Here is a 22331-nt window from a genome sequence, read left to right on the forward strand (position 1 = left end):
CCGCTGCCATTAGGCCCCGCCCAGCAGCGCGCCCTAGGCACTGGCTTTCAGCCGGCGAACCTTGTGCACCTTGCCTAACAGGACCTTGGTACGAGGCTTGGCTGGGGCGATCACCCGCACCGAGCCGTCAGCTTTGGCTTCAACCATATTGGAGCCCTGGATGCGGTACACAGTCAGCCCCGACGACAGCGCCCGGTAGTATGCCGAGAGGGTCGCGCTTGCAGCCAATACAGGGATTTTGTCCTCAAGGTTCAGCATGTCTTCTTCAGACAGTTTTTTCACGTCGACCTCAGCCATGATGTTCTCCGGCATTCAGTTTCATTCGGTAAGCAGCTTCGTCGGGATTCTAGCCCAACTGGGGCCACCAATCTTGACTGTGTTGTGTCACAGGATCCGACTGGGTCCTCTCAGGGTTCTCGACATACACTCAAGATCGGACACATATGGATTCGGCTTTTTCCTGTCAAACCTCGACGCACCACCGCCTCTGACCTTTGAGGCTCGATATATTCGCATGATGCGGCGAGCCAGGCAGCTCGTTCAGCGGTGCAATGGCAAAATCCCCGAAGTCAAATCAGGTAAGCACTCGATTTATGGACGATAAAACGGACTTGAACATTAGCAAAACGCCCGGGCATGCGAGCGATCAACCGACCGAGCCAAGCCACGCGTCTAATCACCTCCCCATCCCTGAAACCGCAGCCGTGGACCACAAACACACCGAGCCGGCCACCGCTTCGGCCAGCCATCCGGCGCAGCAGCGCCAGCGCGCGATTCATCTGGCCCAAGCGGTGCGGCATGAGTTGCAAAAAGCAGTCATCGGCCAGGACGCCGTCATCGATGATGTATTGACCGCGCTGATTGGCGGCGGTCATGTGTTGCTCGAAGGCGTGCCGGGGCTGGGCAAGACGCTGCTGGTGCGGGCGCTGGCCCGGTGTTTCGGCGGCGAGTTTGCGCGCATTCAGTTCACCCCTGATCTGATGCCCAGCGACGTGACCGGCCATGCCGTGTACGACATGCAGAGCGAGCAGTTCAAGCTGCGCAAAGGGCCGCTGTTCACCCATCTGCTGCTCGCGGACGAGATCAACCGCGCCCCAGCCAAGACCCAGGCCGCGCTGCTAGAGGCGATGCAGGAACGTCAGGTCACACTGGAAGGCCGCGCGCTGCCGGTGCCGCAACCCTTCATGGTGCTGGCGACGCAGAACCCGATCGAGCAGGAAGGCACTTACCCGCTGCCCGAAGCCGAGCTCGACCGCTTCATGCTCAAGGTCCGCATGGATTATCCCCAGGCCGATCAGGAGCTGGAGATGGTCCGCCAGGTCACCCGTTCGACGCGCTCCGACATGCTCGATATCCAGCCCCTGCGCACCTTGATGCAGGCAAAAGATGTGCTGGCGCTGCAACGCATCGCCGGCGATCTGCCGGTGGATGAACAGGTCCTCGATTACGCCGTGCGGCTGGCTCGCGCCACTCGCACGTGGGCGGGCCTGACACTCGGCGCAGGGCCGCGGGCGTCCATCGCACTGATTCGGGGAGCGCGCGCACGGGCGCTGTTGCGTGGCGGCGAGTTCGTCGTACCTGACGACGTCAAAGGCTGCGCGCTGGCGGTGCTGCGTCATCGAGTGAGGCTAGCGCCGGAGCTGGACATCGAAGGCTTGTCAGTGGATCACGTGCTCAAGCAATTGCTGGATCAGGTGGCGGCGCCGCGTCGATGAAGCAACTGCTCAAGCCGTCGACACGCATGCTCTGGTGGCTGGCCGTGCTCCTCGGCGTCTCGTTGCTGCTCGGCATTCTGCAGGCATTGGGGCGCGGCCCGATTGCCCGGCTGGACGGCTTTTTCTGGACCCTGCTGGGGGTGATGGCTGCCGTCGCTGCATTGGATGCCGCGTGGCTGTGGCGTCTGCCCTCCCCTCGAGCCAAGCGGCACTTGGCCGGCAGCCTGGGGATGGGACGCTGGAGCGAGGTGCGGGTCGAGCTGGAACACGATTCACCTCGCGCGCTTTCCTTAACCCTTTTTGATCATGGGCCTTCGGAGCCGGATGCCCGCTACGACACCGAGAATCTGCCCCAGGACGTCGTGCTGCGTTCACAGCGCACCGCCCAGCTGACCTATCGGCTGCGCCCGGCCAGTCGCGGGGATTTCACCTTCGAACGGACCGAGATCCTTATCCGCAGCCCGCTGCGCCTGTGGTCATCCCGACGTTATGTGCCCACCCATGACGCTGTCCGGGTGTACCCGGATTTCGCCCGTTTGCACAACGGGCAATTGCTGGGCGTCGAGAACTGGCTCAGGCAGATCGGCATCCGCCAACAGCCGCGCCGGGGGCTGGGCCGGGAATTTCATCAGCTGCGCGAATTTCGTGAAGGCGACAGCCTGCGTCAGATCGACTGGAAGGCCACGGCCCGGCATCGCGCGCCCATTGCGCGGGAATATCAGGATGAGCGCGATCAGCAAATCCTGTTCATGCTCGACTGCGGCAGACGCATGCGCAGCCAGGACGGGGAGCTGACGCACTTCGACCATGGGCTGAACGCCTGCCTGCTGCTGAGCTACGTGGCGTTGCGTCAGGGCGACGCGGTCGGTCTTTCAACCTTCGCGGGCGAACAGGACCGGCACCTGCCCCCCGTCAAAGGCGCCGGCCAGCTGAACGTGCTGTTGAATCACCTCTACAACGTCAACGCGACCCAGCGCCCCGCCGATTACGCGGTAGCAATGCGAAATATCCTCGCGCGGCAGAAACGCCGGGCGTTGGTGGTGTTGATCACCAACTTGCGGGACGAGGATGACGAGCAGCTACTGGAAGCGGTCAAACAGCTGAGTCGACATCATCGCGTGCTGATCGCCAGTTTGCGCGAGGCTGTGCTCGACGATCTGCGTCAAGCGCCGGTGCAGACCTGGCAAGAGGCCGTGGACTACTGCGGGACGGTCGATCTGCTCAACGCACGCAGCGGGCTGCATGAGCGTTTGGTCGCCCATGGCATCCCGGTGCTGGATGTGCGCCCCAGTGAGTTGGGGCCGGAGTTGGTCAGCCGATACATGAGCTGGAAAAAGGCCGGGGCTTTGTAGGACACCTGCCTTCAGGCGGAAGCCTCCAGCGGATAGAAACTGAAGTAGTGCTGCAAGGCCTGAATGAGGACAAAGTATTCCGCCGGCGCCGCTTGCAGGCGGAAGCCGGAATCGAACACGCGTGGGGTCTCGTCTTCATGACACCACAGGCAGCTGGCGTCGATATCGATGTTGTACAGGCCGTTCTTGCCGTCGGGCACCTTCAGGCGCAGCTGAAAATCAGCCCCCACCAGAATGGGCAGATCGCTGATCAGCATCAGGCCTTGCTCAGACACGTTACCCAGGCAACCCAACGGTTTATCGGTATACCGGTTGAACACTTGCAGGTAGTAAGGCAGTTGGTGACGTTCGATTCGTCTTTCATTAAGCATTCGGACACTCGCCCTGAGATGACCATTGAGCATGGCCGCGCTAGTGCTTTGGGATTCGGTTGCACGGAACTGCCAGACCCGTGATGCCAGAATCCATCAGTTGAAAAACCGATGACGACATCTGACTCATTCGGCACTGGCAAAAGTCACTGATCCGAGCGGCCGATCAGCGATAACCCCGCTTATCACCCTGCTTTCGGATCAGTGGCGCTGCCGCCTTCGTCAAAACACTTAGGTCCCTACTCATCGCAGCCTAGCTCAGGTTTCCCCGATATCCACCCGAAAACGCGACCGTATATCCAGTCGGGTGTAACTAGCGTGAAGCAGCACGCGTTGTGGCAGGCGGCGCAAGGTTGTCATGCCCCAGCTGGTGCAGGGTGTCCAGACGGGCCTTGGCGCGGAACGCGTACTCGCTTTCCGGGAACTGGGTGATGATGTACTGGTAGGTCTGCACGGCATCCATGTAGAACTTCTGGCGTTCCAGGCACTGGCCACGCAACATCGACACTTCGGGCTGGACATAGCGACGCGAACGGCTCTCGCGATCGACTTTCGACAGGTTGTACATCACCGCGTCACAGTCGCCCTGTGCGTAGGCGCGGTTGGCGTTGTTCAAATGGCTGTTCATTGCCCAGCGGGTGCAGCCACCCAAGGCAAGCAGCGCCACTAATATCATCACGATTCGCATGAGAGTCTCCTGTGCTCAGCCCTTGTATCGGCGTATTCCGGGATTTCTTCAAGGTCGATTTGACGGCCGCCGACCTGCCGATTGCCCAGCGATCCGGGGGGCAGGTAGTGCAAAGGAACAATGACTACAGAGCAATACAGTAGTAGCCTCTCGCTGCGCTTCATTTAAGGAGTTTGTGCATGACCGTTCGCCGCACCAAAATCGTAGCCACACTGGGCCCTGCCAGTAATTCGCCAGAAGTCATCGAGAAGCTGATTCTCGCTGGCCTGGACGTCGCCCGCCTGAACTTCTCCCACGGCACGCCCGACGAGCACAAGGCTCGCGCGAAGCTGATCCGCGACATCGCCGCCAAGAACGGCCGGTTCGTCGCGTTGCTGGGTGACCTTCAAGGCCCGAAAATCCGCATCGCCAAATTCGTCAACAAGAAGATCGAGCTGAAGGTAGGTGACAAGTTCATCTTCTCCACCAGCCATCCTCTGACCGACGGCAACCAGGACATCGTCGGTATCGATTACCCCGATCTGGTCAAGGACTGCGGCGTCGGCGACGAGCTGCTGCTGGACGATGGACGCGTGGTCATGCGCGTTGACACGCAAACCGCCGACGCACTGCATTGCACCGTGACCATCGGCGGCCCGCTGTCGGATCACAAAGGCATCAACCGTCGCGGCGGCGGTCTCACGGCTCCGGCGCTGACCGAGAAAGACAAGCAGGACATCAAGCTCGCTGCCGAAATGGACCTGGATTACCTGGCCGTTTCGTTCCCGCGGGATGCGGCCGACATGGAATACGCACGCAAGCTGCGTGACGAATCAGGCGGCACGGCCTGGCTGGTGGCGAAGATCGAACGCGCCGAAGCCGTTGCCGACGACGAAACCCTCGATGCGCTGATCCGCGCCAGTGACGCGGTCATGGTTGCCCGTGGCGACCTGGGCGTGGAAATCGGCGACGCGGAGCTTGTGGGCGTCCAGAAGAAAATCATCCTGCACGCACGTCGCCACAACAAGGCGGTGATCGTTGCCACGCAGATGATGGAATCGATGATTTCCAGCCCGATGCCAACCCGTGCTGAAGTGTCCGACGTGGCCAACGCCGTGCTCGACTACACCGACGCCGTGATGCTGTCCGCTGAAAGTGCCGCCGGTTCCTATCCGGTCGAAGCCGTGGAGGCAATGGCGCGTATTTGCGTCGGCGCCGAGCGTCATCCGACCGGCAAGACCTCCAGCCACCGCGTCGGTCACTCGTTCACCCGTTGTGACGAGAGCATCGCACTGGCCGCCATGTACACCGCCAACCACTTCCCTGGCGTGAAAGCGATCATCGCGTTGACCGAAAGCGGCTATACCCCGCTGATCATGTCGCGCATTCGCTCCTCGGTGCCGATCTACGCGTTCTCCCCGCACCGCGGCACCCAGGCGCGCGCGGCGATGTTCCGTGGCGTTTACACCATTCCGTTCGACCCGGCGGCACTGCCGGCCGGTCAGGTCAGCCAGTCGGCTGTGGACGAACTGGTCAAGCGCGGTCTGGTCGAGCAAGGCGACTGGGTCATCCTGACCAAGGGCGACAGCTACCACACCATCGGCGGCACCAACGGCATGAAGATCCTGCACGTCGGCGACCCAATGGTTTAAGCGACACCGCCACACTAAAAAGCCCCGCCTCGTGAGAGTGCGGGGCTTTTTTATGTCTTTGAACCCATGGACTGTCAGCCCTTCTCCACAAATACGTCCGCCAGTAACTGACCACGGGGCAACCCGGCAATGAACAACCGCTTCGAGAACGCCTCGACGCTGGCAGGCGACCCGCAGACCAGCGCAATGGTCTGACGAGACGTCACGCGCAACCCACTCAGCACGGCCGAGAAGTCCGTCAGCTCGATCGACTCCACGTGCAGGTTCGGATGCTGGATCGCCAGCTCGCCGAGAGCCTCCGCCAGATAATGCTCTTGAGGCTCGCGCGCCAGATGTATCAGGCGAATCTCACCCTGATGGCCCTGCCGCAACGCCTCGCGCAGCACACCCCATAGCGGCGCCAATCCGGTGCCTGCGGCCAGCAGCAACAACGGCCGGTCCTGCCAGTCGGGCTCGTAGCGCAGCGCACCGCCCTGGAGTTCGCCGAGGCGGATCGGATCGCCCGGTTGTAGCGTGCGGGCGACATCAGCGAAAGCGCCCGGACGCTGGCAATCGATGTGAAATTCCAGAAAGGGCTCGTCCCCCGGCACGCTCGCCAACGAATACGGGCGCGCCACGCCGCTAGCAGTCCACAGCACCAGATGCTGGCCGACGCGGTAGCGCAACGGGCGTTCGGGGTTCAGTCGCAGGCGCAACACCGACGGACTCAGCCAGTCAGCACCCACGACTGTCGACGGCAAGCCATCGCGCAAGGGGTCGAAGATTTCAACGGTCAGGTCGCTCGTCACCCGGCACTGGCACGACAGCCGCCAGCCCTGGGCGCGCTTGTCGGCATCCAGCGCATCGGGCGCGGCATCCGCCGGATCACCACTGACGCAACGGACCATGCACGCGTGGCAACTGCCGGCGCGGCAGCTGTAGGGGACGGACAATCCGGCGTCGTTCAGGGCATCCAGCAAATTGGCCGCAGGCGCCACCGACCATTGCCGGCCGCCCACTCGCAATTCAGGCATCGGCGTAATCCCAGGCGCCGTGGCAGCGGTTGCGGCCCTGGTGCTTGGCGCGATACAGCGACTGGTCGGCCCGCTGCAGTGCACGGTCCATGTGATCTCCGCGCTCGATAACCGTCATGCCGATCGACAGGCTCAGGTCCAGCTCCGGGAACTCGGGCAGCGTGACGTGGGTGAAGGCGAGCCGGATGCGCTCACAGCAGTCGACCAGTTGCGCACGGGTGCAGCGCGGGATCAGCAAGACGAATTCTTCACCGCCATAGCGCGCGAGAATGTCATCGGAGCGCAGGCACTGGGCCGCAGTTTTGCCGAACATCTGCAGCACCCGGTCACCCGCGGCGTGGCCATGGATATCGTTGACCCGCTTGAAGTGATCGAGGTCGATGAGCGCCAGTCCGGCGGTGTAATTGCCGTCCATGTGTTCGAGTTCGCGGGTGGCGATACGCAGGAAGTGACGGCGGTTACAGAGGTTGGTCAGCTCGTCGGTGGACGCCAGTTCTTCGAGCTGCAGCATCATGCCGCGCAGGGTTTCCTGATGCGCCTGCAAGGTGATGCGGCGCTGATGCATGCGGTTGCGTGAGTTCTGCACGAAGCGCGCGAACAGGCACAGCCAGGAAAAAACGATGAACAACGCGCAGGTCTGAATCGCCGCCAGCCCTGGATCGACCAGGCGCCCGCGACTGGCGTCCCACAGGTTGATCCCGGCGAATCCCAGCAAGGCAAACAGGGCGCAGCGGGCGAAAATACTGGGCCGCAGGTGAAACAATCCGAACATCAGCACCAGCACGTAAATGATCAGAAAGGTGCCGCGGGAGGCTTCCATATGGCTGATGAGAAACGTCTGCCAGGCCAGCCCAAGGAGCACCTGAAACTCGGTCAGGCTGGGGTCTTTGAAGCGTCGGTTGTAGCCACCGAAAAACACCAGGCTCAAGGCGGCCTGACAGAAAAGCACCAGCACACTGGTGCACCAGATCCCGAAGAAGGTGGCTTGATAGTAGCCGGTAAAATACGCCATCCATACGAGCATCAGCCCCAGCACATAGGTGCCGGTAGCGAGCGCGAAACGTTTCAGCAGCAAACGCTGGATAGTTTGGGCAGTCACTCGTTGACTCATCATGGGTATTAAGGGTCCGTCCCGTACCGGCAAGATGACCTGTGACACTTTTCAGGCACCAGATCAAAACCTTCCTGCGCCGTGCGCGGTAATGCAGGCAGCTTGCCACTGTAGTGCTTGCGTAAAAAAATGACTATTCAAATCCCTGTCTTTCCGGACAGCCGTAGCAATCTGTTTCATGCATGATTCAGTGCGGGTGCCGTACGGCGTTTTCGACGACGGTTTGGCCTTTGGCGGATGTACCTTAATCGACCTCGGGTTATACTGCCGCGCCTTTTTTACCCTGACCACGCCGAGGTGTTGCCCGGCTGTCTGACGCCTGATCAAGATGCTTTCGTCCGGCCCAAGCGGTCCCGTCGCCACCCGCAATTAGAATGTTCCCGCCAAATCAGAGGAGCGCGCCCAATGACCGTGATCAAGCAAGACGACCTGATCCAGAGTGTCGCTGACGCCTTGCAGTTCATTTCTTATTACCACCCCGTTGACTTCATCCAGGCCATGCACGAGGCCTACCTGCGTGAGGAATCCCCTGCCGCACGGGATTCCATGGCCCAGATTCTGATCAATTCGCGCATGTGCGCCACCGGTCATCGGCCGATCTGCCAGGACACCGGCATCGTCACCGTGTTCGTCCGTGTCGGCATGGACGTGCGCTGGGATGGCGCCACCATGGGCCTGGACGACATGATCAACGAAGGTGTGCGTCGCGCCTACAACCTGCCGGAAAACGTCCTGCGCGCCTCGATCCTCGCCGATCCGGCCGGCGCCCGCAAGAACACCAAGGACAACACACCTGCGGTCATCCACTACTCCATCGTCCCGGGCAACACCGTGGAAGTGGACGTGGCGGCCAAGGGCGGCGGTTCGGAAAACAAATCGAAGATGGCGATGCTCAACCCGTCCGACTCCATCGTCGACTGGGTGCTGAAAACCGTGCCGACCATGGGCGCTGGCTGGTGCCCGCCGGGCATGCTCGGCATCGGCATCGGCGGTACGGCCGAAAAAGCTGCGGTGATGGCCAAGGAAGTCCTGATGGAATCCATCGACATCCACGAGCTCAAGGCACGCGGCCCGTCGCACCGTCTGGAAGAAATGCGTCTGGAGCTGTTCGAGAAGGTCAACCAACTGGGCATCGGCGCCCAGGGCCTCGGCGGTCTGACCACCGTGCTCGACGTCAAGATCATGGATTACCCGACCCACGCCGCGTCCCTGCCGGTGTGCATGATCCCCAACTGCGCCGCCACCCGTCATGCCCACTTTGTGCTCGACGGCTCCGGTCCGGCTTCGCTGGAAGCGCCGCCGCTGGACGCTTACCCGGAGATCGTCTGGGAAGCCGGCCCGTCGGCCCGCCGCGTCAACCTCGACACGCTGACGCCGGAAGACGTGCAGAGCTGGAAGCCGGGCGAAACAGTCCTGCTCAACGGCAAAATGCTCACCGGCCGAGACGCGGCGCACAAGCGCATGGTCGAGATGCTGAACAAGGGCGAAACCCTGCCGGTGGACCTGAAGGGTCGCTTCATCTATTACGTCGGCCCGGTTGATCCAGTGGGTGACGAAGTGGTGGGCCCTGCCGGTCCGACCACGGCGACGCGGATGGACAAGTTCACCCGCCAGATCCTTGAGCAGACCGGCCTGTTGGGCATGATCGGCAAATCCGAGCGCGGCCCGACCGCCATCGAAGCGATCAAGGACAATAAAGCGGTTTACCTGATGGCCGTTGGCGGCGCCGCGTATCTGGTCGCTCAGGCGATCAAGAAGTCGCAAGTGCTGGCCTTCCCGGAACTGGGCATGGAAGCGATCTACGAGTTCGAGGTCAAGGACATGCCGGTGACGGTTGCTGTCGACAGCAAGGGCGAGTCGGTTCACATCACGGGTCCCGCCATCTGGCAGAAGAAGATCAGTGAGAGCCTGGCGGTAGAGGTGCAGTAAGCATTTCGATCGCTAAAACGAAAAAGCCCGACCTGTGAGTCGGGCTTTTTTGTGGACGATGGGTTGTGTGGAGCGTTTACCCCCGCCGATCCAGCACATTCACCACCAGCCGATCCAGCCATCCCCAGACACGCTCCTGAACCCGTCGCCACAGCGGTCTGGATTTCCAGCCGTCCAGGGTGATTTCGCTGCTCACGGCGAAATCCTTGGTGAAGCTCGTGGCCACGGCGTGAGTCAGCGCGGGGTCGATCGCTTCGAGGTTGGCTTCCAGGTTGAAGCGCAGGTTCCAGTGATCGAAGTTGCAGGAGCCTACGCTGACCCAGTCGTCGATCAGCACCATCTTCAGGTGCAGGAAGCACGGCTGGTATTCGAAAATTTTCACCCCGGCCTTGAGCAAGCGCGGGTAATAACGGTGGCCGGCGTAACGAACCGAGGGGTGATCGGTGCGCGGCCCGGTCAGCAACAAGCGCACGTCGACGCCCCGAGAGGCCGCACGACGCAACGCGCGGCGGACTTTCCAGGTCGGCAGAAAATACGGCGTCGCCAGCCAGATGCGCGTCTTGCTGGTGTTCAGCGCGCGCACCAGGGACTGCACGATATCCCGATGCTGACGGGAATCGGCATACGCCACGCGCCCCAGCCCATGCCCACCGACGGGCGCCTTGGGCAAGCGCGGCAGACCAAAGTTTTCCGCTGGCCGCCACGCCCGCCGCCGAGGGTTAGCGTGGAACTGGCGATCGAACAGCGCTTGCCAGTCAATCACCAGCGGGCCGCGAATCTCGACCATCACCTCATGCCACTCGCTGCTGTTCAGGTCCGGGCGCCAGAATTCATCGGTGACCCCCGTCCCGCCCACCACCGCCAGCTCTTTGTCCACCAACAGCAGTTTGCGGTGGTCGCGGTAAAGGTTGCGCAGGCCGCGTCGCCAATGCACCCGGTTATAGAAACGCAGGATCACGCCCGAATCGGTCAGGCGCTTGCGCAAGCTGATCGTGAAAGCCGCTGAGCCGAAATCATCGAACAGGCAGCGCACGATGACCCCGCGACTCGCCGCACCCACCAGCGCCTGCACGATCGCTTCGGCACAGGCGCCGGCTTCGACCAGATACAGTTCGAGCTCGATCTGCTGCTGCGCACCTTCGATCGCGGCGATCATGCGCGGAAAAAACGCAGGGCCGTCGATCAGCAGGTTGAACTGGTTGTCTTCGCGCCACGGAAAAATCGCGCCCCTCATGGGCGGCTCGCCGTGGCGGTCAGCAGGCAGGTTTGAGCAGCGCTTGCCGGGCGGACAAGCGAGGATGGAATGCGAATGGACATGCAGACTCCAGAGGGTGCGATACGCAACCCTATCCGCCTGTCTGACCGCAGGCAAACTTCAACGTTCTACGGCACCGGCGATGACAGCCGGCAGCCCTGGCGCTGGCCTTCCCAGCGCGCTTCGCTTTCGCGGCTCAGCCCTGTCGCGGTGATGCGCTTGTTCAGGGCATCCTCGTTGATCGTGCTGGGCAGCCACTGTTTGACGTAGCTGTGGCAATAGTCCGCCGGGTTGTTCATGACGAAGCGGCACGAGCAATATTCCTTGGCGGTATAGGCGCTGATGATGCTGGGAAATACCTGCAGCTGAACCCGCCAGTTCCAGATCAGGCCGGCGATGATCAGCAGCACCAGTAGGGCGAGACTGCTGAACGGGCGGCGTCGGATGAATGCGTTGCGAGCGATCATTTGCCACCCTCCCCGGCCACAGCGCTCAGCGCCAGCTTGAGCAGTTGATTGTGGTCGTAGCTGCCGTCGCGATCGTCGGCGTAGCGAACGATCACCAGCTTCGCGCTGGGGATTACGTACAGCGCCTGGCCCCAGTGGCCGAGGGCGGCAAAGGTGTCCGCCGGTGCGTCGGGCCACGGGCCGGGCTTGCCATCGGCGGTTTTGTTCAGCCACCAGTGACCGCCGGGGGCTTCATCGGGCGGGGTCGGGGTCAGGGATTTGAACGGCGTCAGGTTGAAATCAACCCAGGCCTTGGGCAGCAACTGGCGGTCTTGCCAGCGCCCGCCGCGTTCCATCAGCAAGCCGATGCGCGCCAGGTCGCGGGCCGTCATGTACGCGTAGGACGACCCGACGAAGGTGCCGGCGGCGTCGCGTTCCCACGTGGCGCTGGAGATGCCCAGCGGGTCGAACAACGCAGTCCACGGGTAATCCGCGTAAGCGCCGTCACCGACCATGCCTTTCAGTGCAGCGGCGAGGACGGTGCTGTCGCCGCTGGAATACCGGTATGAAGTGCCCGGCGCACTGGCGACGCCGTGCTCGGAGGTGTACCGCGCCATGTCGCCGCGCCCCCGGGTGTAAAGCATCGCGACGACCGACGAGTTGAGGGGCGCGTATTCGTAGTCCTCCTGCCAGTTCAGCCCTGAGGCCCAGTGCAGCAGGTCCTGAAGCTTGATGTCGGGATGCACGCTGAACGGCGGGTAGAACCGGGCGACGGGGTCCTCAAGTTTGAAGCGGCCTTCAGCAAAAGCGACGCCCAGCACGCTGGCCAAAATGCTTTTGCTGATGGACCAGGTCAGGTGCGGGGTGTCGGTTCGGGTGACGCCGCCATAGCGTTCATACACCACTTCGCCGTCGTGAATGATCAGCAGCGCATCCGTGCGCACGCCTTTACGTTCGACCTCGTCGCGGGGCGGGAAGGCGTAGGCGTCGAGGGCAGCTACGGCAGCGTTTTCAAGGAGCGGCCGCTCGGACCACTCCGGCGCGGGCCAGGTTTCGGCAGCGGCCGAACAGCTGATGAGGAACAGCGCGAGGGTGAACAGCAGACGGGTCATGAAGGGGACTCGGGCTCGGATGCAGGCAACCCTAGCAGGCAAAAATGACAGCACAGGGAACCCAACCCCCTGTCACGCAACCATCACCAAAGCTTAATGGTGGTGACACGGCCTCTCCCTAGCCTGAATTCGTACAGCAATGCTCGAACAATCAGTCGACCCGCCTGGACGAAGGCGGGATTACGGAGACGCCGCATGACTCAGATCGCCAGCATTCGAGACACCCGAACCGAACGTCGCCTGCAGGCAGAACGCCTGGTCGGTGAGAAGGCCCTGCAGGAAGCACAGGCTTTGCGCTTCAGTGTGTTCAGTGGCGAGTTCAACGCCAGGCTCAAGGGCGCCGAGCTGGGCCTGGACGTCGATGATTATGACGTTCACTGCGTGCACATCGGCGTGCGGGACCTGAGCAGTGGTCGCCTGGTCGCCACCACCCGTTTGCTGGACCACAAAGCCGCAAATACCCTGGGCCAGTTCTACAGCGAAGAAGAATTCAGCCTCCATGGACTGCGCCATTTGCAGGGCCCGATCCTGGAACTGGGTCGCACCTGTGTCGATCCTTCCTACCGCAACGGCGGCACCATCGCCGTGTTGTGGAGCGAATTGGCCGAGATCCTCAACGAAGGCGGCTACAGCTACCTGATGGGCTGCGCCAGCATTCCGATGCAGGACGGCGGCATTCAGGCCCACGCGATCATGCAGCGCCTGCGCGAACGCTATCTGTGCACCGAGCACCTGCGCGCCGAACCGAAGAATCCCCTGCCGACGCTGGACCTGCCCAACAACGTGATCTGCGAGATGCCGCCGCTGCTCAAGGCCTACATGCGCCTGGGCGCGAAGATCTGCGGCGAACCGTGCTGGGACGAAGATTTCCAGGTTGCCGACGTCTTCATCCTGCTCAAACGTGACGACTTGTGCCCCCGCTACGCCCGCCACTTCAAGGCTGCGGTGTGATGAGCACGTGGCGCAGTCATGCGCGCGTGGTGCGGGTGCTTTGGGTCATTGCGCTGGGCCTGAGCATCGCCGGCACCTTTGCCCTGATGGAACGCCTGCGCATCGGCAATTCCATGGCCCGTCGCCAGCGCTGGACCGCCTGGTTCATGGCGCGCCTGAGTGCGGCGCTGCCGTTTCGCGTGAACGTTAGCGGCAAGTTGCCGAGCGAGCCGATGTTGTGGGTGAGCAATCACGTGTCGTGGACCGACATCCCGCTGCTGGGGATGCTGGCGCCGCTGTCGTTCCTGTCCAAAGCCGAGGTGCGCACCTGGCCGGTGGCGGGCTGGCTGGCGTTGAAAGCCGGGACACTGTTCATCCGCCGGGGCTCGGGCGACAGCAAGCTGATTCAGAAGCAGATGGGCCAGCACTTGCTGGGCAGGCATTCACTGGTGATCTTCCCCGAGGGCACCACCACCGACGGCCGCAGCTTGCGCACCTTCCACGGCCGCCTGCTGTCGAGCGCGATTGAAACCGGCGTGCCGGTGCAGCCTGTTGCCATTCAATATGTGCGGGACGGCCAGCCGGATCAGATCGCGCCTTTCATTGGCGACGACGACCTGCTCTCGCACCTGCGTCGACTGTTTGCCAATGAGGTGAGTGAGGTGCACATCCAGTTACTCTCGCCGATCGCTTCCCAGGGGAAAGAACGCGCAGCGCTGGCGTTCGAAGCGCAGCAGGCGGTGCAGATCGCGTTGTTCGGCGAGGCGGTTCAACCGGCGACGGTAGGGTCCGCCGCCAAAGCCGCTTGAGCAAACGCCTGAAGCTCAGGGTAAAACGCGCTGAAGTCGTCACTCAGCGGTCGATACAGCGCGTGCAGTTCCTGGTAGACGCCGGCCAGCCCTTCCGGCCGTGACAAGCGCCGCGAGATGCCGGCCAGCGCATCGCCCACCACCGAAAATTCCCGGTACGAACCCAACCAGTCCTGCGCTGCCATGCGCGGGGCAATCAGCGCCAGCCGCTCCGGCAACGCAGGCTCATCGGCCAGCACGCGGTAGACCTTGCGGGTGAAGGCGTCCAGCGGCTCGTTTGAATACTGATGCCAGTCCCGCGCCAGGCAGTGGTCGAAAAACACATCCAGTGCGATGCCGGCATAGCGCCGACGGCCGTCGGGAAAACGCCCCAGCGCTTGTTTGATCAGCGGATGCGAATCGGTGAACGCATCGATGCGCCGATGCAGACGAATCGCGCTTTCGATGTCCGCCGGGAAACGTCCGGGCAGTGGCCCTTTGACGAAGTCGCCGTACAAGCTGCCCAGCAATTGCGCCGGCGCCTGCCCGCCGAGGTGCAGGTGTGCGAGGTAATTCATGGTTGTTGCCTTTATTGCCGCGGGCCTTCTTTTTGCGCCTGTCTCCGCTGAATGTGCGGGGGGGCCATTCGCAATGACGTGGGTACAGTCGCCACATTCCCCGCGCCTGTAAAGCGGGATCGCCTTCGAACCCTCTACCAAACCACCGGGCCAGCACCATATCGTTATAACCCGATATAACGACTGAGCCGCTGCTAAGCACCGATTCATATTTGTATATCGCGATTTATAGATATAAGGTTCGCCCCATCGCGATACAGCGCACCTGCACTGAGAACGACATGCCCACTGACATCGACATCGACGAAATCATCAAAGCCCTGGCTCATCCGGTTCGCCGGCAGATTCTGGACTGGCTCAAAGACCCGGTTGCGACCTTCCCCGATCAGCGTCACACGATTGATGGCGGTGTCTGTGCCGGCCAGATCGACCAGCGCGCCGGTCTGTCCCAGTCGACCGTTTCGGCCCATCTGGCCACATTGCAACGGGCCGGATTGATCACCAACCAGAAACACGGCCAATGGCACTTTTTCAAACGCAACGAAGACGTCATTCAGGCGTTCTTGCAGCAACTGACGCAGCGGCTCTGAGCCCTTCGCCACACACCCGCTTTTCAGGAGACGCAACGTGCCCCTTTCATTACTCATTCTGGCCCTGAGCGCCTTTGCCATCGGGACGACCGAGTTCGTCATCATGGGCCTGCTCCCCGACGTCGCCAGCGACCTGGGCGTCAGCATTCCCGGCGCCGGCTGGCTGGTCACCGGCTACGCCTTGGGCGTCGCGATCGGCGCGCCGTTCATGGCGATGGCCACAGCGAAACTACCGCGCAAGGGTGCGCTGGTCACGCTGATGGGCATCTTCATCATCGGCAACCTGCTCTGCGCACTGGCGGCGGACTACAACATCCTGATGTTCGCCCGCGTGGTCACCGCGCTCTGCCACGGCGCGTTCTTCGGCATCGGTTCTGTCGTTGCTGCGGGGCTGGTCCCGGCCAATCGCCGCGCTTCGGCCGTCGCGCTGATGTTCACCGGCCTGACCCTGGCCAACGTCCTCGGCGTGCCGCTGGGCACTGCGTTGGGACAACAGGCCGGCTGGCGCTCGACCTTCTTCGCCGTCACGGTAATTGGCGTCATCGCCTTCATCGGCCTGATTCGCTTCCTGCCAAGCAAACGCGACGAAGAGAAACTCGACATGCGCGCTGAACTGGCGGCGCTCAAAGGCGTAGGCATCTGGCTGTCGCTGAGCATGACCGCGCTGTTCGCTGCGTCCGTATTCGCGCTATTCACCTACGTCGCGCCGCTGTTGGGCGAAGTCACCGGCGTCTCGCCTTTGGGCGTGACCTGGACGCTGATGCTTATTGGTCTCGGTTTGACGCTGGGCAATATCATTGGCGGCAAACTTGCCGACCGCCGACTGGCCGCTACGCTCATCGGCGTGTTCATCGCCATGGCGGTGATCTCCACGGTGCTGAGCTGGACCAGTACGGCGCTGATCCCGGCCGAGATCACCCTGTTTCTCTGGGCCACCGCCGCATTCGCCGCCGTGCCTGCCCTGCAGATCAATGTGGTGACCTTCGGCAAGGCCGCGCCCAATCTGGTGTCCACCCTGAACATCGGCGCCTTCAACGTCGGCAACGCGCTGGGCGCCTGGGTTGGCGGCAGCGTCATCGCCCATGGTTTCGGCCTGACCACCGTGCCGCTGGCAGCCGGCGCTCTTGCGGTCCTTGCCCTGCTGGTCACGTTGATCAATTTCCGTCAGCCCAATGATGCCGAACTGGCTGCCGCGACGAGCTGATTCCCCTCATTTTTTGAAACCTGCGGATCCACCCTTTACCGACTGCACAAAGGATTTCACGATGACCACGATTTTTGACCCGATCAAGATGGGCGACCTGGAATTGGCCAACCGCATCATCATGGCGCCGCTGACCCGCTGCCGTGCCGACGAAGGCCGCGTGCCCAACGCGATGATGGCCGAGTATTACGTTCAGCGCGCCTCGGCTGGCCTGATCATCAGCGAAGCCACGTCGGTGATGCCGATGGGCGTGGGCTACCCTGACACTCCGGGCATCTGGTCCAACGACCAGGTGCGCGGCTGGGCCAACATCACCAAAGCCGTGCACGCGGCGGGCGGCAAGATCGTGCTGCAACTGTGGCACGTGGGTCGCGTTTCGCACCCGACCTACCTCAATGGCGAAACCCCGGTCGCACCCAGCGCCATCCAGCCAAAAGGCCACGTGAGCCTGGTGCGTCCGCTGTCTGACTTCGTCACCCCGCGCGCGCTGGAACTGGCGGAAATCGAAGAGATCGTCGACGCCTACCGCGTCGGTGCCGAAAACGCCAAGGCGGCCGGCTTTGACGGCGTCGAGATCCACGGCGCCAACGGTTACCTGCTCGACCAGTTCCTGCAAACCAGCACCAACACCCGCACCGATGCCTACGGCGGTTCGCTGGAAAACCGCGCGCGTCTGTTGCTGGAAGTGACCGACGCCGCCGTTGAAGTCTGGGGCGCTGGCCGCGTCGGCGTGCACCTTGCACCCCGCGCTGATGCCCATGACATGGGCGACGCCAACCTGGCCGAGACCTTCACCTACGTAGCCAGTGAACTGGGCAAACGCGGCATCGCTTTCATCTGCGCCCGCGAACGTGAACTCGACGACAGCCTGGGCCCACGCCTGAAAGAAGCCTTCGGTGGGGTGTTCATCGCCAACGAGAAATTCACCAAGGAAAGCGCCAACGAGTGGCTGGCGACCGGCAAGGCGGATGCCGTGGCGTTTGGCGTGCCGTTCATTGCCAACCCTGACCTGCCAGCGCGTCTGGCCAAGGATGCTCCGCTGAACGAGCCGCATCCTGAAACCTTCTACGGCAAAGGCGCCGAAGGCTATCTGGATTACCCGACGCTGTAAGCAGGAAGGACGCGGAGCGTCGAGGGCTGCGTTCCCACGCGGAGCGTGGGAACGATCAGAACTGATGGCGCAGTCACTGGCCTCTTCCCGGCTAAAGCCGGTCCTACATAAGCACCGTACGCACCCGTAGGACTGGCTTCAGCCGGGAAGCTCTTGATCTGCTTTTGATTTGCTTTTGATCTTCCTACGCAGCAAGCCCAGTCACCACAAATCGCGACGTGGGTGCAGGCTGAACGCAGGTTTCGCGCAGTGGGCCGAGCCGCATGGATGCGGCGAGCGCGCGCCGTCTTCCAGAACTACCCGGACTATTATTGCCCCCGCGCATTAATCTGCTGCGACAACGTCTGAATCTGACTCTGCAACGTATTGATCGTCCGCGTCATCTGCCCACGGAACGCATCGAACTCCTGCAGACTCGCCCCCGACGAAGCAGCCGCCGCCGGACGATTCTCCAACTCACTCTTCACCACCACCATATCCTGCTCAAGCTGCTCGATCGCCTGATTGCCGTTCGCCTTTTTCAGGTTCGCCACATCCGCAGTCAAACCCTTCAACTGCGATTCCAGCCGCTCCTGCTCAGCCTGAATCGACTTGCCATCCGGCACCGCCGCCTTCAACGCCGCCAACTCTGTCGCCACGGCTTTCAACTGATCCTGCAACTGCTGATTCACCGCCTGCTGCTGCGTACTCTGCGTGCTGATCTGCTCCAGCCGCTTGTCCAGCCCGCCCTGCAAACCCGCCACACCCTGCTGCTGCCTGCTCTGATCGGCCAACTGATCCTGCAACTGCTTGATCTGCGCTTTCAACGCCTCACTGCTGCTCGCCATCGACTCAGTGGCGACCACCTTGCCGGAAATATCCTGCAAGCGCCCCGCCGCCTCCTCACTGATGCGCGCGAAACTTTCCTGGGTCGCGACCAACTGCTGTTCCATCAACGACACCTGCTGAAAACTCCACCAGCCCAGGCCACAAAACGCGATAAACAACACACAGATCAGCGCCCACAACGCACCGGTACCGGGGGCCTTCACCTTCACCACCGGCGTGTCGCGGGAATACACCGTGGTGCGTTCGCGGGCACCCGGCGGTGGCAGAAAATCATCGTCATCATCTTTGGCGCTGAGGCTCGGGACGTCATCGACGTCGTCATAGGGATCTTTGCGCATGGGTTTACCTTTGAAAAACCGCTGAATCTGAATGGCTCGCAGTATAACCGCGGATGTTGACGCCTTTTACAACGGGCCGCCGTGCTGGGCTTTCCACCAGCCGCAGAACTCGTCGAGGGCGGTCCACACGCTCACGTCAGGCTGGTAATCCAGATAATGCCTGGCGCGACTGATATCAAGCGTGAAATCCCGGCTCATCACCTGCATCCCGATGCGCGACAGCGTCGGTTCAGGTTGACCCGGCCAGATCAGGCACGCCGCCTCATTCATGGCTGCAGCGGTGTAGGCCAGGCCGTAAGACCGATAACGCCTTACCGGCGGCAATTCCATCTGGCGCATGACGTAATTGACCACGTCCCAGAGCGGGACCGGCGCGCCATTGCTGATGTTGTAGGCCTTGCCCAGCGCAGAGCCGGCGGCCAGCAGACTGCTGAGCAGCGCCTCATTGAGGTTCTGGATGCTGGTGAAATCAACCTTGTTCAAGCCGTTGCCAATGATCGACAGGCGATTCTTGCGCTGCATCTCCAGCAATCGCGGGAAAATGCTGGTGTCACCCGCCCCGGTGACGAAGCGTGGGCGCAAGGCGATGACTTCCAGACCAAACTCTTCGGCACCAAACACCTTTTGTTCGGCCATGTATTTGGTCGCGGCATAGTGATTGCCGAAGCGCCTGGGCACTTGCTCCTCGCGGATATCGAGGTGCGATCGGCCATCAAAATAGATCGACGGCGACGACAGGTGCACCAGCCGCCGGACCCGTTGTTTCAGGCATGCTTCGACGACATTCTCGGTGACCTGAACATTGCCTTGGTGAAAGTCCTGACGCCGTCCCCATGTGCCGACCGCACCCGCGCAATGGACCACGGCTTCGACGTCGTCACACAACGCATGAACAAGCTCCGGATCAGAAAGATCGCCCTGAATGAACTCGGCGCCGCGCCGTACCAGATGCTCGACACCCTCAGCACGACGGCCGCTGACCCGGACGCTCAAGCCTTGCTCCAGCGCGAAACGCGCGAAGCGTCCGCCGATGAAGCCGCCTGCGCCGGTGACCAGAATTTTCATTGCCTGCTCCGTTTAATCTTCTTTTGCCTGTGATCGCCGCGGCTGTTCTGCGAACAATCCCACACTCTACTGCGTCGCCTGTTGACGTTCACCGGGCGTCCAACGGCACCAGCCACTGCCCTGCTTTTTTCGCCAGATGGTCCGTCAGCTCTGTCAGCAACCGGCCGCCGTTGCGCCAATGATGCCAGTACAAGGGCACATCAATGCAGTGATCGGGCAGCAACTCGACCAACAAACCACTCGCCAATTGTCCACGGACCTGCAACTCCGGCACCAGTCCCCAGCCCATTCCGGCTTCGACCATGCGCGTGAAACCTTCGGACGACGGACACAAATGATGCTCGAAACCGCCTTCGACACCCAGTGAAGCGAGGTAGCGATGCTGCAGGAAATCATCCGGGCCGAACACCAGCGCGGGCGACCGGGCGACCGCCTGAGGCGTCACGCCCTGTGGGAAATGCCGGCCAATGAAGTCAGGACTGGCCAACGCCCGATAACGCATGGCGCCGAGCAATAAACTCCGCGCCCCCGCCACCGGCCGTTCGCTGCCGCATAGACACGCAGCCACTTCACCGGCGCGCATGCGTTTGAGGCCGACGTCCTGGTCCTCGACCACCAGATCGGTGAGCAATCGATGCTCGGCACAAAAGTCCCCGACCGCAAGCGCCCACCAGGTCGCCAGGCTGTCGGCGTTCAACGCGATGCGCAGACGTTCTGGCATGCCGCCCTCGTCCAGAGCAGGCACCACGCTTTGCAGATCCCGCTCCAGCAAGCGCACCTGCTGGACATGGTTGAGCAGGCGCCGACCGATTTCTGTCGGCGTGGGCGGCGTCGCCCGGACCAGCACCGGCTGGCCGACCCGCGCTTCCAGCAGCTTGATGCGCTGGGACACCGCAGACTGCGAAAGGCCGAGCACCTGAGCGGCGCGCTCGAAGCCGGCTTGCTCAATCACTGCCGCCAGCGCGGAAAGCAATTTGTAGTCGAACATCAGTTTCTCTAATGAGTGATGAGCTTTATTGGTTTTTCTTATACCCGCTGTCGACCGACAATCGCCACCTCTGATTCACGGCACACCCTCAAAGAACGGCGGAACATCAATGACTGGCGAAACCTCTCTTGGCGCATTGCTGCGCAGCATGAACCCTGAACTCAACGAGGGTGACTACGTGTTCTGTACCGTGGCGGACAGCCGTCGCGTGGAGGGCGTCGAAGTCATCGGCAGCTTCCGCGAGCGCGAAGGCCTGACCGTCATCCTCGAACGCAGCCAGGCTCAGCAACTGGGCCTGGACTGCGATTACGTCATGGCCTGGATCACCCTGACCGTTCATTCCTCACTCGCAGCGGTCGGGCTGACCGCTGCGTTCGCCAGCGCACTGGGCGCGGCGGGCATCAGTTGCAACGTGGTCGCCGGCTTTTACCACGACCATCTTTTCGTGGGCAAAGACGACGCACAGCAGGCCATGGACACCTTGCGCGCGCTGGCGACGAACGCCTGATCCCGGCAATCCTGAACTGATCGAGGCCCGACATCATGTGGCAAAGCTACCTCAACGGCCTGCTGGTTTCCCTCGGGCTGATCATGGCCATCGGCACCCAGAACGCCTACGTGCTGGCGCAAAGTCTGCGTCGCGAACACCACCTTTCCGTGGCCCTGCTGTGCATCTTGTGCGATGCCGTATTGGTGGCCGCCGGCGTCTTCGGGCTGGCCAATGTGCTGGCCCACAACCCCACGCTTCTGGCGGTGGCCCGCTGGGGCGGGGTGGTGTTTCTGCTGTGGTACGGCGCCATGGCACTGCGTCGCGCATTGTCGCCGCAAAGCCTCGCTCAGGGCGATGCCGACGGCCAGCGGTCACGCCGCGCGGTATTGCTGACCGCCTTGGCAGTGACCTTGCTGAACCCGCACGTTTATCTCGATACCGTGTTGCTGATTGGCTCGCTCGGCGCGCAGCAAGCAGTGCCCGGCGCCTACGTGGCCGGGGCCGCCAGCGCTTCAGTGTTGTGGTTTTCGACGCTGGCGATCGGCGCCGCCTGGCTGGCCCCGTGGCTGGCACGCCCAACGACCTGGCGCCTGCTGGACCTGATGGTGGCGGTGATGATGTTCAGCGTGGCGCTGCAGTTGATCAGAACGGCGTGAATATTCGTCTCGCCGACGCGCATTTCAGCGCAACGCTCTGGAACCTCTATCCCACACAGTTGTTGCGTGGTTAAGGTCAGGGGCCGGTGCTATGATCCAGCCCCTGCGCTGCAAAGAGTACAAACTCGCCAGCGTAAGTTCT

General features: G+C 62.2%; 23 protein-coding genes. 11 read left to right on the forward strand and 12 right to left on the reverse strand.

The window, feature by feature from the left end:
- Nucleotides 1-33: 33 nt before the first annotated feature.
- On the reverse strand, nucleotides 34-297 hold the full coding sequence (locus tag AC07VF_RS02960) for a hypothetical protein (protein WP_192171711.1): 264 nt from the start codon (nucleotides 295-297) through the stop codon (nucleotides 34-36).
- A 296-nt stretch (nucleotides 298-593) separates the two neighbouring features.
- On the opposite strand from AC07VF_RS02960, the gene AC07VF_RS02965 reads away from it, so the two are divergent.
- Nucleotides 594-1715, forward strand: coding sequence for an AAA family ATPase (locus AC07VF_RS02965; protein WP_495008633.1), 1122 nt, complete (start codon nucleotides 594-596; stop codon nucleotides 1713-1715).
- A complete protein-coding gene (locus tag AC07VF_RS02970; protein ID WP_495008632.1) occupies nucleotides 1712-3067 on the forward strand; it encodes a DUF58 domain-containing protein in 1356 nt (451 codons plus the stop codon). Before AC07VF_RS02965 ends, AC07VF_RS02970 begins: the two co-directional genes overlap by 4 nt.
- Before the next feature lie 11 nt (nucleotides 3068-3078).
- On the opposite strand, the gene AC07VF_RS02975 is transcribed toward AC07VF_RS02970, so the two are convergent.
- Nucleotides 3079-3438, reverse strand: coding sequence for a PilZ domain-containing protein (locus AC07VF_RS02975; RefSeq protein WP_192171714.1), 360 nt, complete (start codon nucleotides 3436-3438; stop codon nucleotides 3079-3081).
- Nucleotides 3439-3751: 313 nt separating this feature from the next.
- Nucleotides 3752-4126, reverse strand: coding sequence for a tetratricopeptide repeat protein (locus AC07VF_RS02980; RefSeq protein ID WP_495008631.1), 375 nt, complete (start codon nucleotides 4124-4126; stop codon nucleotides 3752-3754).
- Nucleotides 4127-4305: 179 nt separating this feature from the next.
- On the opposite strand from AC07VF_RS02980, the gene pyk reads away from it, so the two are divergent.
- A complete protein-coding gene (pyk, locus tag AC07VF_RS02985) occupies nucleotides 4306-5757 on the forward strand; it encodes a pyruvate kinase (protein ID WP_133772322.1) in 1452 nt (483 codons plus the stop codon).
- 74 nt (nucleotides 5758-5831) lie between these two features.
- On the opposite strand, the gene AC07VF_RS02990 is transcribed toward pyk, so the two are convergent.
- Together AC07VF_RS02990 and AC07VF_RS02995 are read right to left on the reverse strand one after the other, a co-directional pair.
- On the reverse strand, nucleotides 5832-6770 hold the full coding sequence (locus AC07VF_RS02990; protein WP_495008630.1) for an iron-sulfur-binding ferredoxin reductase: 939 nt from the start codon (nucleotides 6768-6770) through the stop codon (nucleotides 5832-5834).
- Complete coding sequence (locus AC07VF_RS02995; RefSeq protein WP_495008629.1) at nucleotides 6763-7869, reverse strand: GGDEF domain-containing protein; 1107 nt, start codon at nucleotides 7867-7869, stop codon at nucleotides 6763-6765. Before AC07VF_RS02995 ends, AC07VF_RS02990 begins: the two co-directional genes overlap by 8 nt.
- 417 nt (nucleotides 7870-8286) lie before the next feature.
- Here AC07VF_RS02995 and AC07VF_RS03000 point away from each other — a divergent pair, with 417 nt between their 5' ends.
- Entirely contained in the window at nucleotides 8287-9810 is a 1524-nt protein-coding gene (locus AC07VF_RS03000; RefSeq protein ID WP_495008628.1) for a fumarate hydratase, read from the forward strand.
- Nucleotides 9811-9886: 76 nt separating this feature from the next.
- Here the strand turns inward: AC07VF_RS03000 and AC07VF_RS03005 are convergent, their stop codons facing one another.
- The 3 genes from AC07VF_RS03005 to AC07VF_RS03015 all read right to left on the reverse strand — a co-directional run bounded on the left by AC07VF_RS03005 (nucleotide 9887) and on the right by AC07VF_RS03015 (nucleotide 12623).
- Nucleotides 9887-11044 (reverse strand): phospholipase D-like domain-containing protein, encoded by a 1158-nt coding sequence (locus tag AC07VF_RS03005; protein ID WP_495008627.1) that lies wholly within the window; start codon nucleotides 11042-11044, stop codon nucleotides 9887-9889.
- A 149-nt stretch (nucleotides 11045-11193) separates the two neighbouring features.
- On the reverse strand, nucleotides 11194-11532 hold the full coding sequence (locus AC07VF_RS03010; RefSeq protein WP_495008626.1) for an amidase: 339 nt from the start codon (nucleotides 11530-11532) through the stop codon (nucleotides 11194-11196).
- Complete coding sequence (locus AC07VF_RS03015; RefSeq protein WP_495008625.1) at nucleotides 11529-12623, reverse strand: serine hydrolase domain-containing protein; 1095 nt, start codon at nucleotides 12621-12623, stop codon at nucleotides 11529-11531. The genes AC07VF_RS03010 and AC07VF_RS03015 overlap by 4 nt, the downstream gene beginning before the upstream one ends.
- Before the next feature lie 195 nt (nucleotides 12624-12818).
- Between AC07VF_RS03015 and olsB the strand changes: the two genes are divergently transcribed.
- Both olsB and AC07VF_RS03025 read left to right on the forward strand, forming a co-directional pair.
- Nucleotides 12819-13574 carry an L-ornithine N(alpha)-acyltransferase gene (olsB, locus tag AC07VF_RS03020; RefSeq protein WP_192171721.1) on the forward strand — a complete coding sequence of 252 codons (756 nt, stop codon included), beginning with the start codon at nucleotides 12819-12821 and terminating at the stop codon, nucleotides 13572-13574.
- On the forward strand, nucleotides 13574-14362 hold the full coding sequence (locus tag AC07VF_RS03025) for a lysophospholipid acyltransferase family protein (protein ID WP_346627072.1): 789 nt from the start codon (nucleotides 13574-13576) through the stop codon (nucleotides 14360-14362). Before olsB ends, AC07VF_RS03025 begins: the two co-directional genes overlap by 1 nt.
- Here AC07VF_RS03025 and AC07VF_RS03030 read toward each other — a convergent pair.
- Nucleotides 14323-14919, reverse strand: coding sequence for an acyl carrier protein phosphodiesterase (locus tag AC07VF_RS03030; RefSeq protein ID WP_495008624.1), 597 nt, complete (start codon nucleotides 14917-14919; stop codon nucleotides 14323-14325). The genes AC07VF_RS03025 and AC07VF_RS03030 overlap by 40 nt on opposite strands.
- 281 nt (nucleotides 14920-15200) lie before the next feature.
- Between AC07VF_RS03030 and AC07VF_RS03035 the strand changes: the two genes are divergently transcribed.
- The 3 genes from AC07VF_RS03035 (at nucleotide 15201) to AC07VF_RS03045 (ending at nucleotide 17824) form a co-directional block, all read left to right on the forward strand.
- Nucleotides 15201-15509: an ArsR/SmtB family transcription factor gene (locus tag AC07VF_RS03035; RefSeq protein ID WP_296310764.1), complete on the forward strand. Its 309-nt coding sequence runs from the start codon at nucleotides 15201-15203 to the stop codon at nucleotides 15507-15509.
- Nucleotides 15510-15546: 37 nt separating this feature from the next.
- Nucleotides 15547-16713: an MFS transporter gene (locus tag AC07VF_RS03040; protein ID WP_423572329.1), complete on the forward strand. Its 1167-nt coding sequence runs from the start codon at nucleotides 15547-15549 to the stop codon at nucleotides 16711-16713.
- Between the two features lie 61 nt (nucleotides 16714-16774).
- Entirely contained in the window at nucleotides 16775-17824 is a 1050-nt protein-coding gene (locus tag AC07VF_RS03045) for an alkene reductase (RefSeq protein ID WP_192171726.1), read from the forward strand.
- Between the two features lie 308 nt (nucleotides 17825-18132).
- On the opposite strand, the gene AC07VF_RS03050 is transcribed toward AC07VF_RS03045, so the two are convergent.
- The 3 genes from AC07VF_RS03050 to AC07VF_RS03060 all read right to left on the reverse strand — a co-directional run bounded on the left by AC07VF_RS03050 (nucleotide 18133) and on the right by AC07VF_RS03060 (nucleotide 21043).
- The gene (locus AC07VF_RS03050; RefSeq protein WP_495008623.1) at nucleotides 18133-18990 is read right to left on the reverse strand and encodes an ATPase; all 858 of its coding nucleotides are present in this window, start codon (nucleotides 18988-18990) and stop codon (nucleotides 18133-18135) included.
- A 66-nt stretch (nucleotides 18991-19056) separates the two neighbouring features.
- A complete protein-coding gene (locus AC07VF_RS03055; RefSeq protein ID WP_495008622.1) occupies nucleotides 19057-20055 on the reverse strand; it encodes an NAD-dependent epimerase/dehydratase family protein in 999 nt (332 codons plus the stop codon).
- Between the two features lie 88 nt (nucleotides 20056-20143).
- On the reverse strand, nucleotides 20144-21043 hold the full coding sequence (locus tag AC07VF_RS03060) for a LysR family transcriptional regulator ArgP (RefSeq protein WP_463583413.1): 900 nt from the start codon (nucleotides 21041-21043) through the stop codon (nucleotides 20144-20146).
- A gap of 109 nt (nucleotides 21044-21152) precedes the next feature.
- On the opposite strand from AC07VF_RS03060, the gene AC07VF_RS03065 reads away from it, so the two are divergent.
- Together AC07VF_RS03065 and AC07VF_RS03070 are read left to right on the forward strand one after the other, a co-directional pair.
- Nucleotides 21153-21551 (forward strand): ACT domain-containing protein, encoded by a 399-nt coding sequence (locus AC07VF_RS03065; protein ID WP_346630798.1) that lies wholly within the window; start codon nucleotides 21153-21155, stop codon nucleotides 21549-21551.
- Between the two features lie 35 nt (nucleotides 21552-21586).
- Complete coding sequence (locus tag AC07VF_RS03070; protein WP_346630799.1) at nucleotides 21587-22189, forward strand: LysE/ArgO family amino acid transporter; 603 nt, start codon at nucleotides 21587-21589, stop codon at nucleotides 22187-22189.
- The last annotated feature ends 142 nt before the right edge of the window (nucleotides 22190-22331 follow it).

It is taken from the genome of Pseudomonas sp. GW821-FHT02H06 (assembly GCF_059421525.1).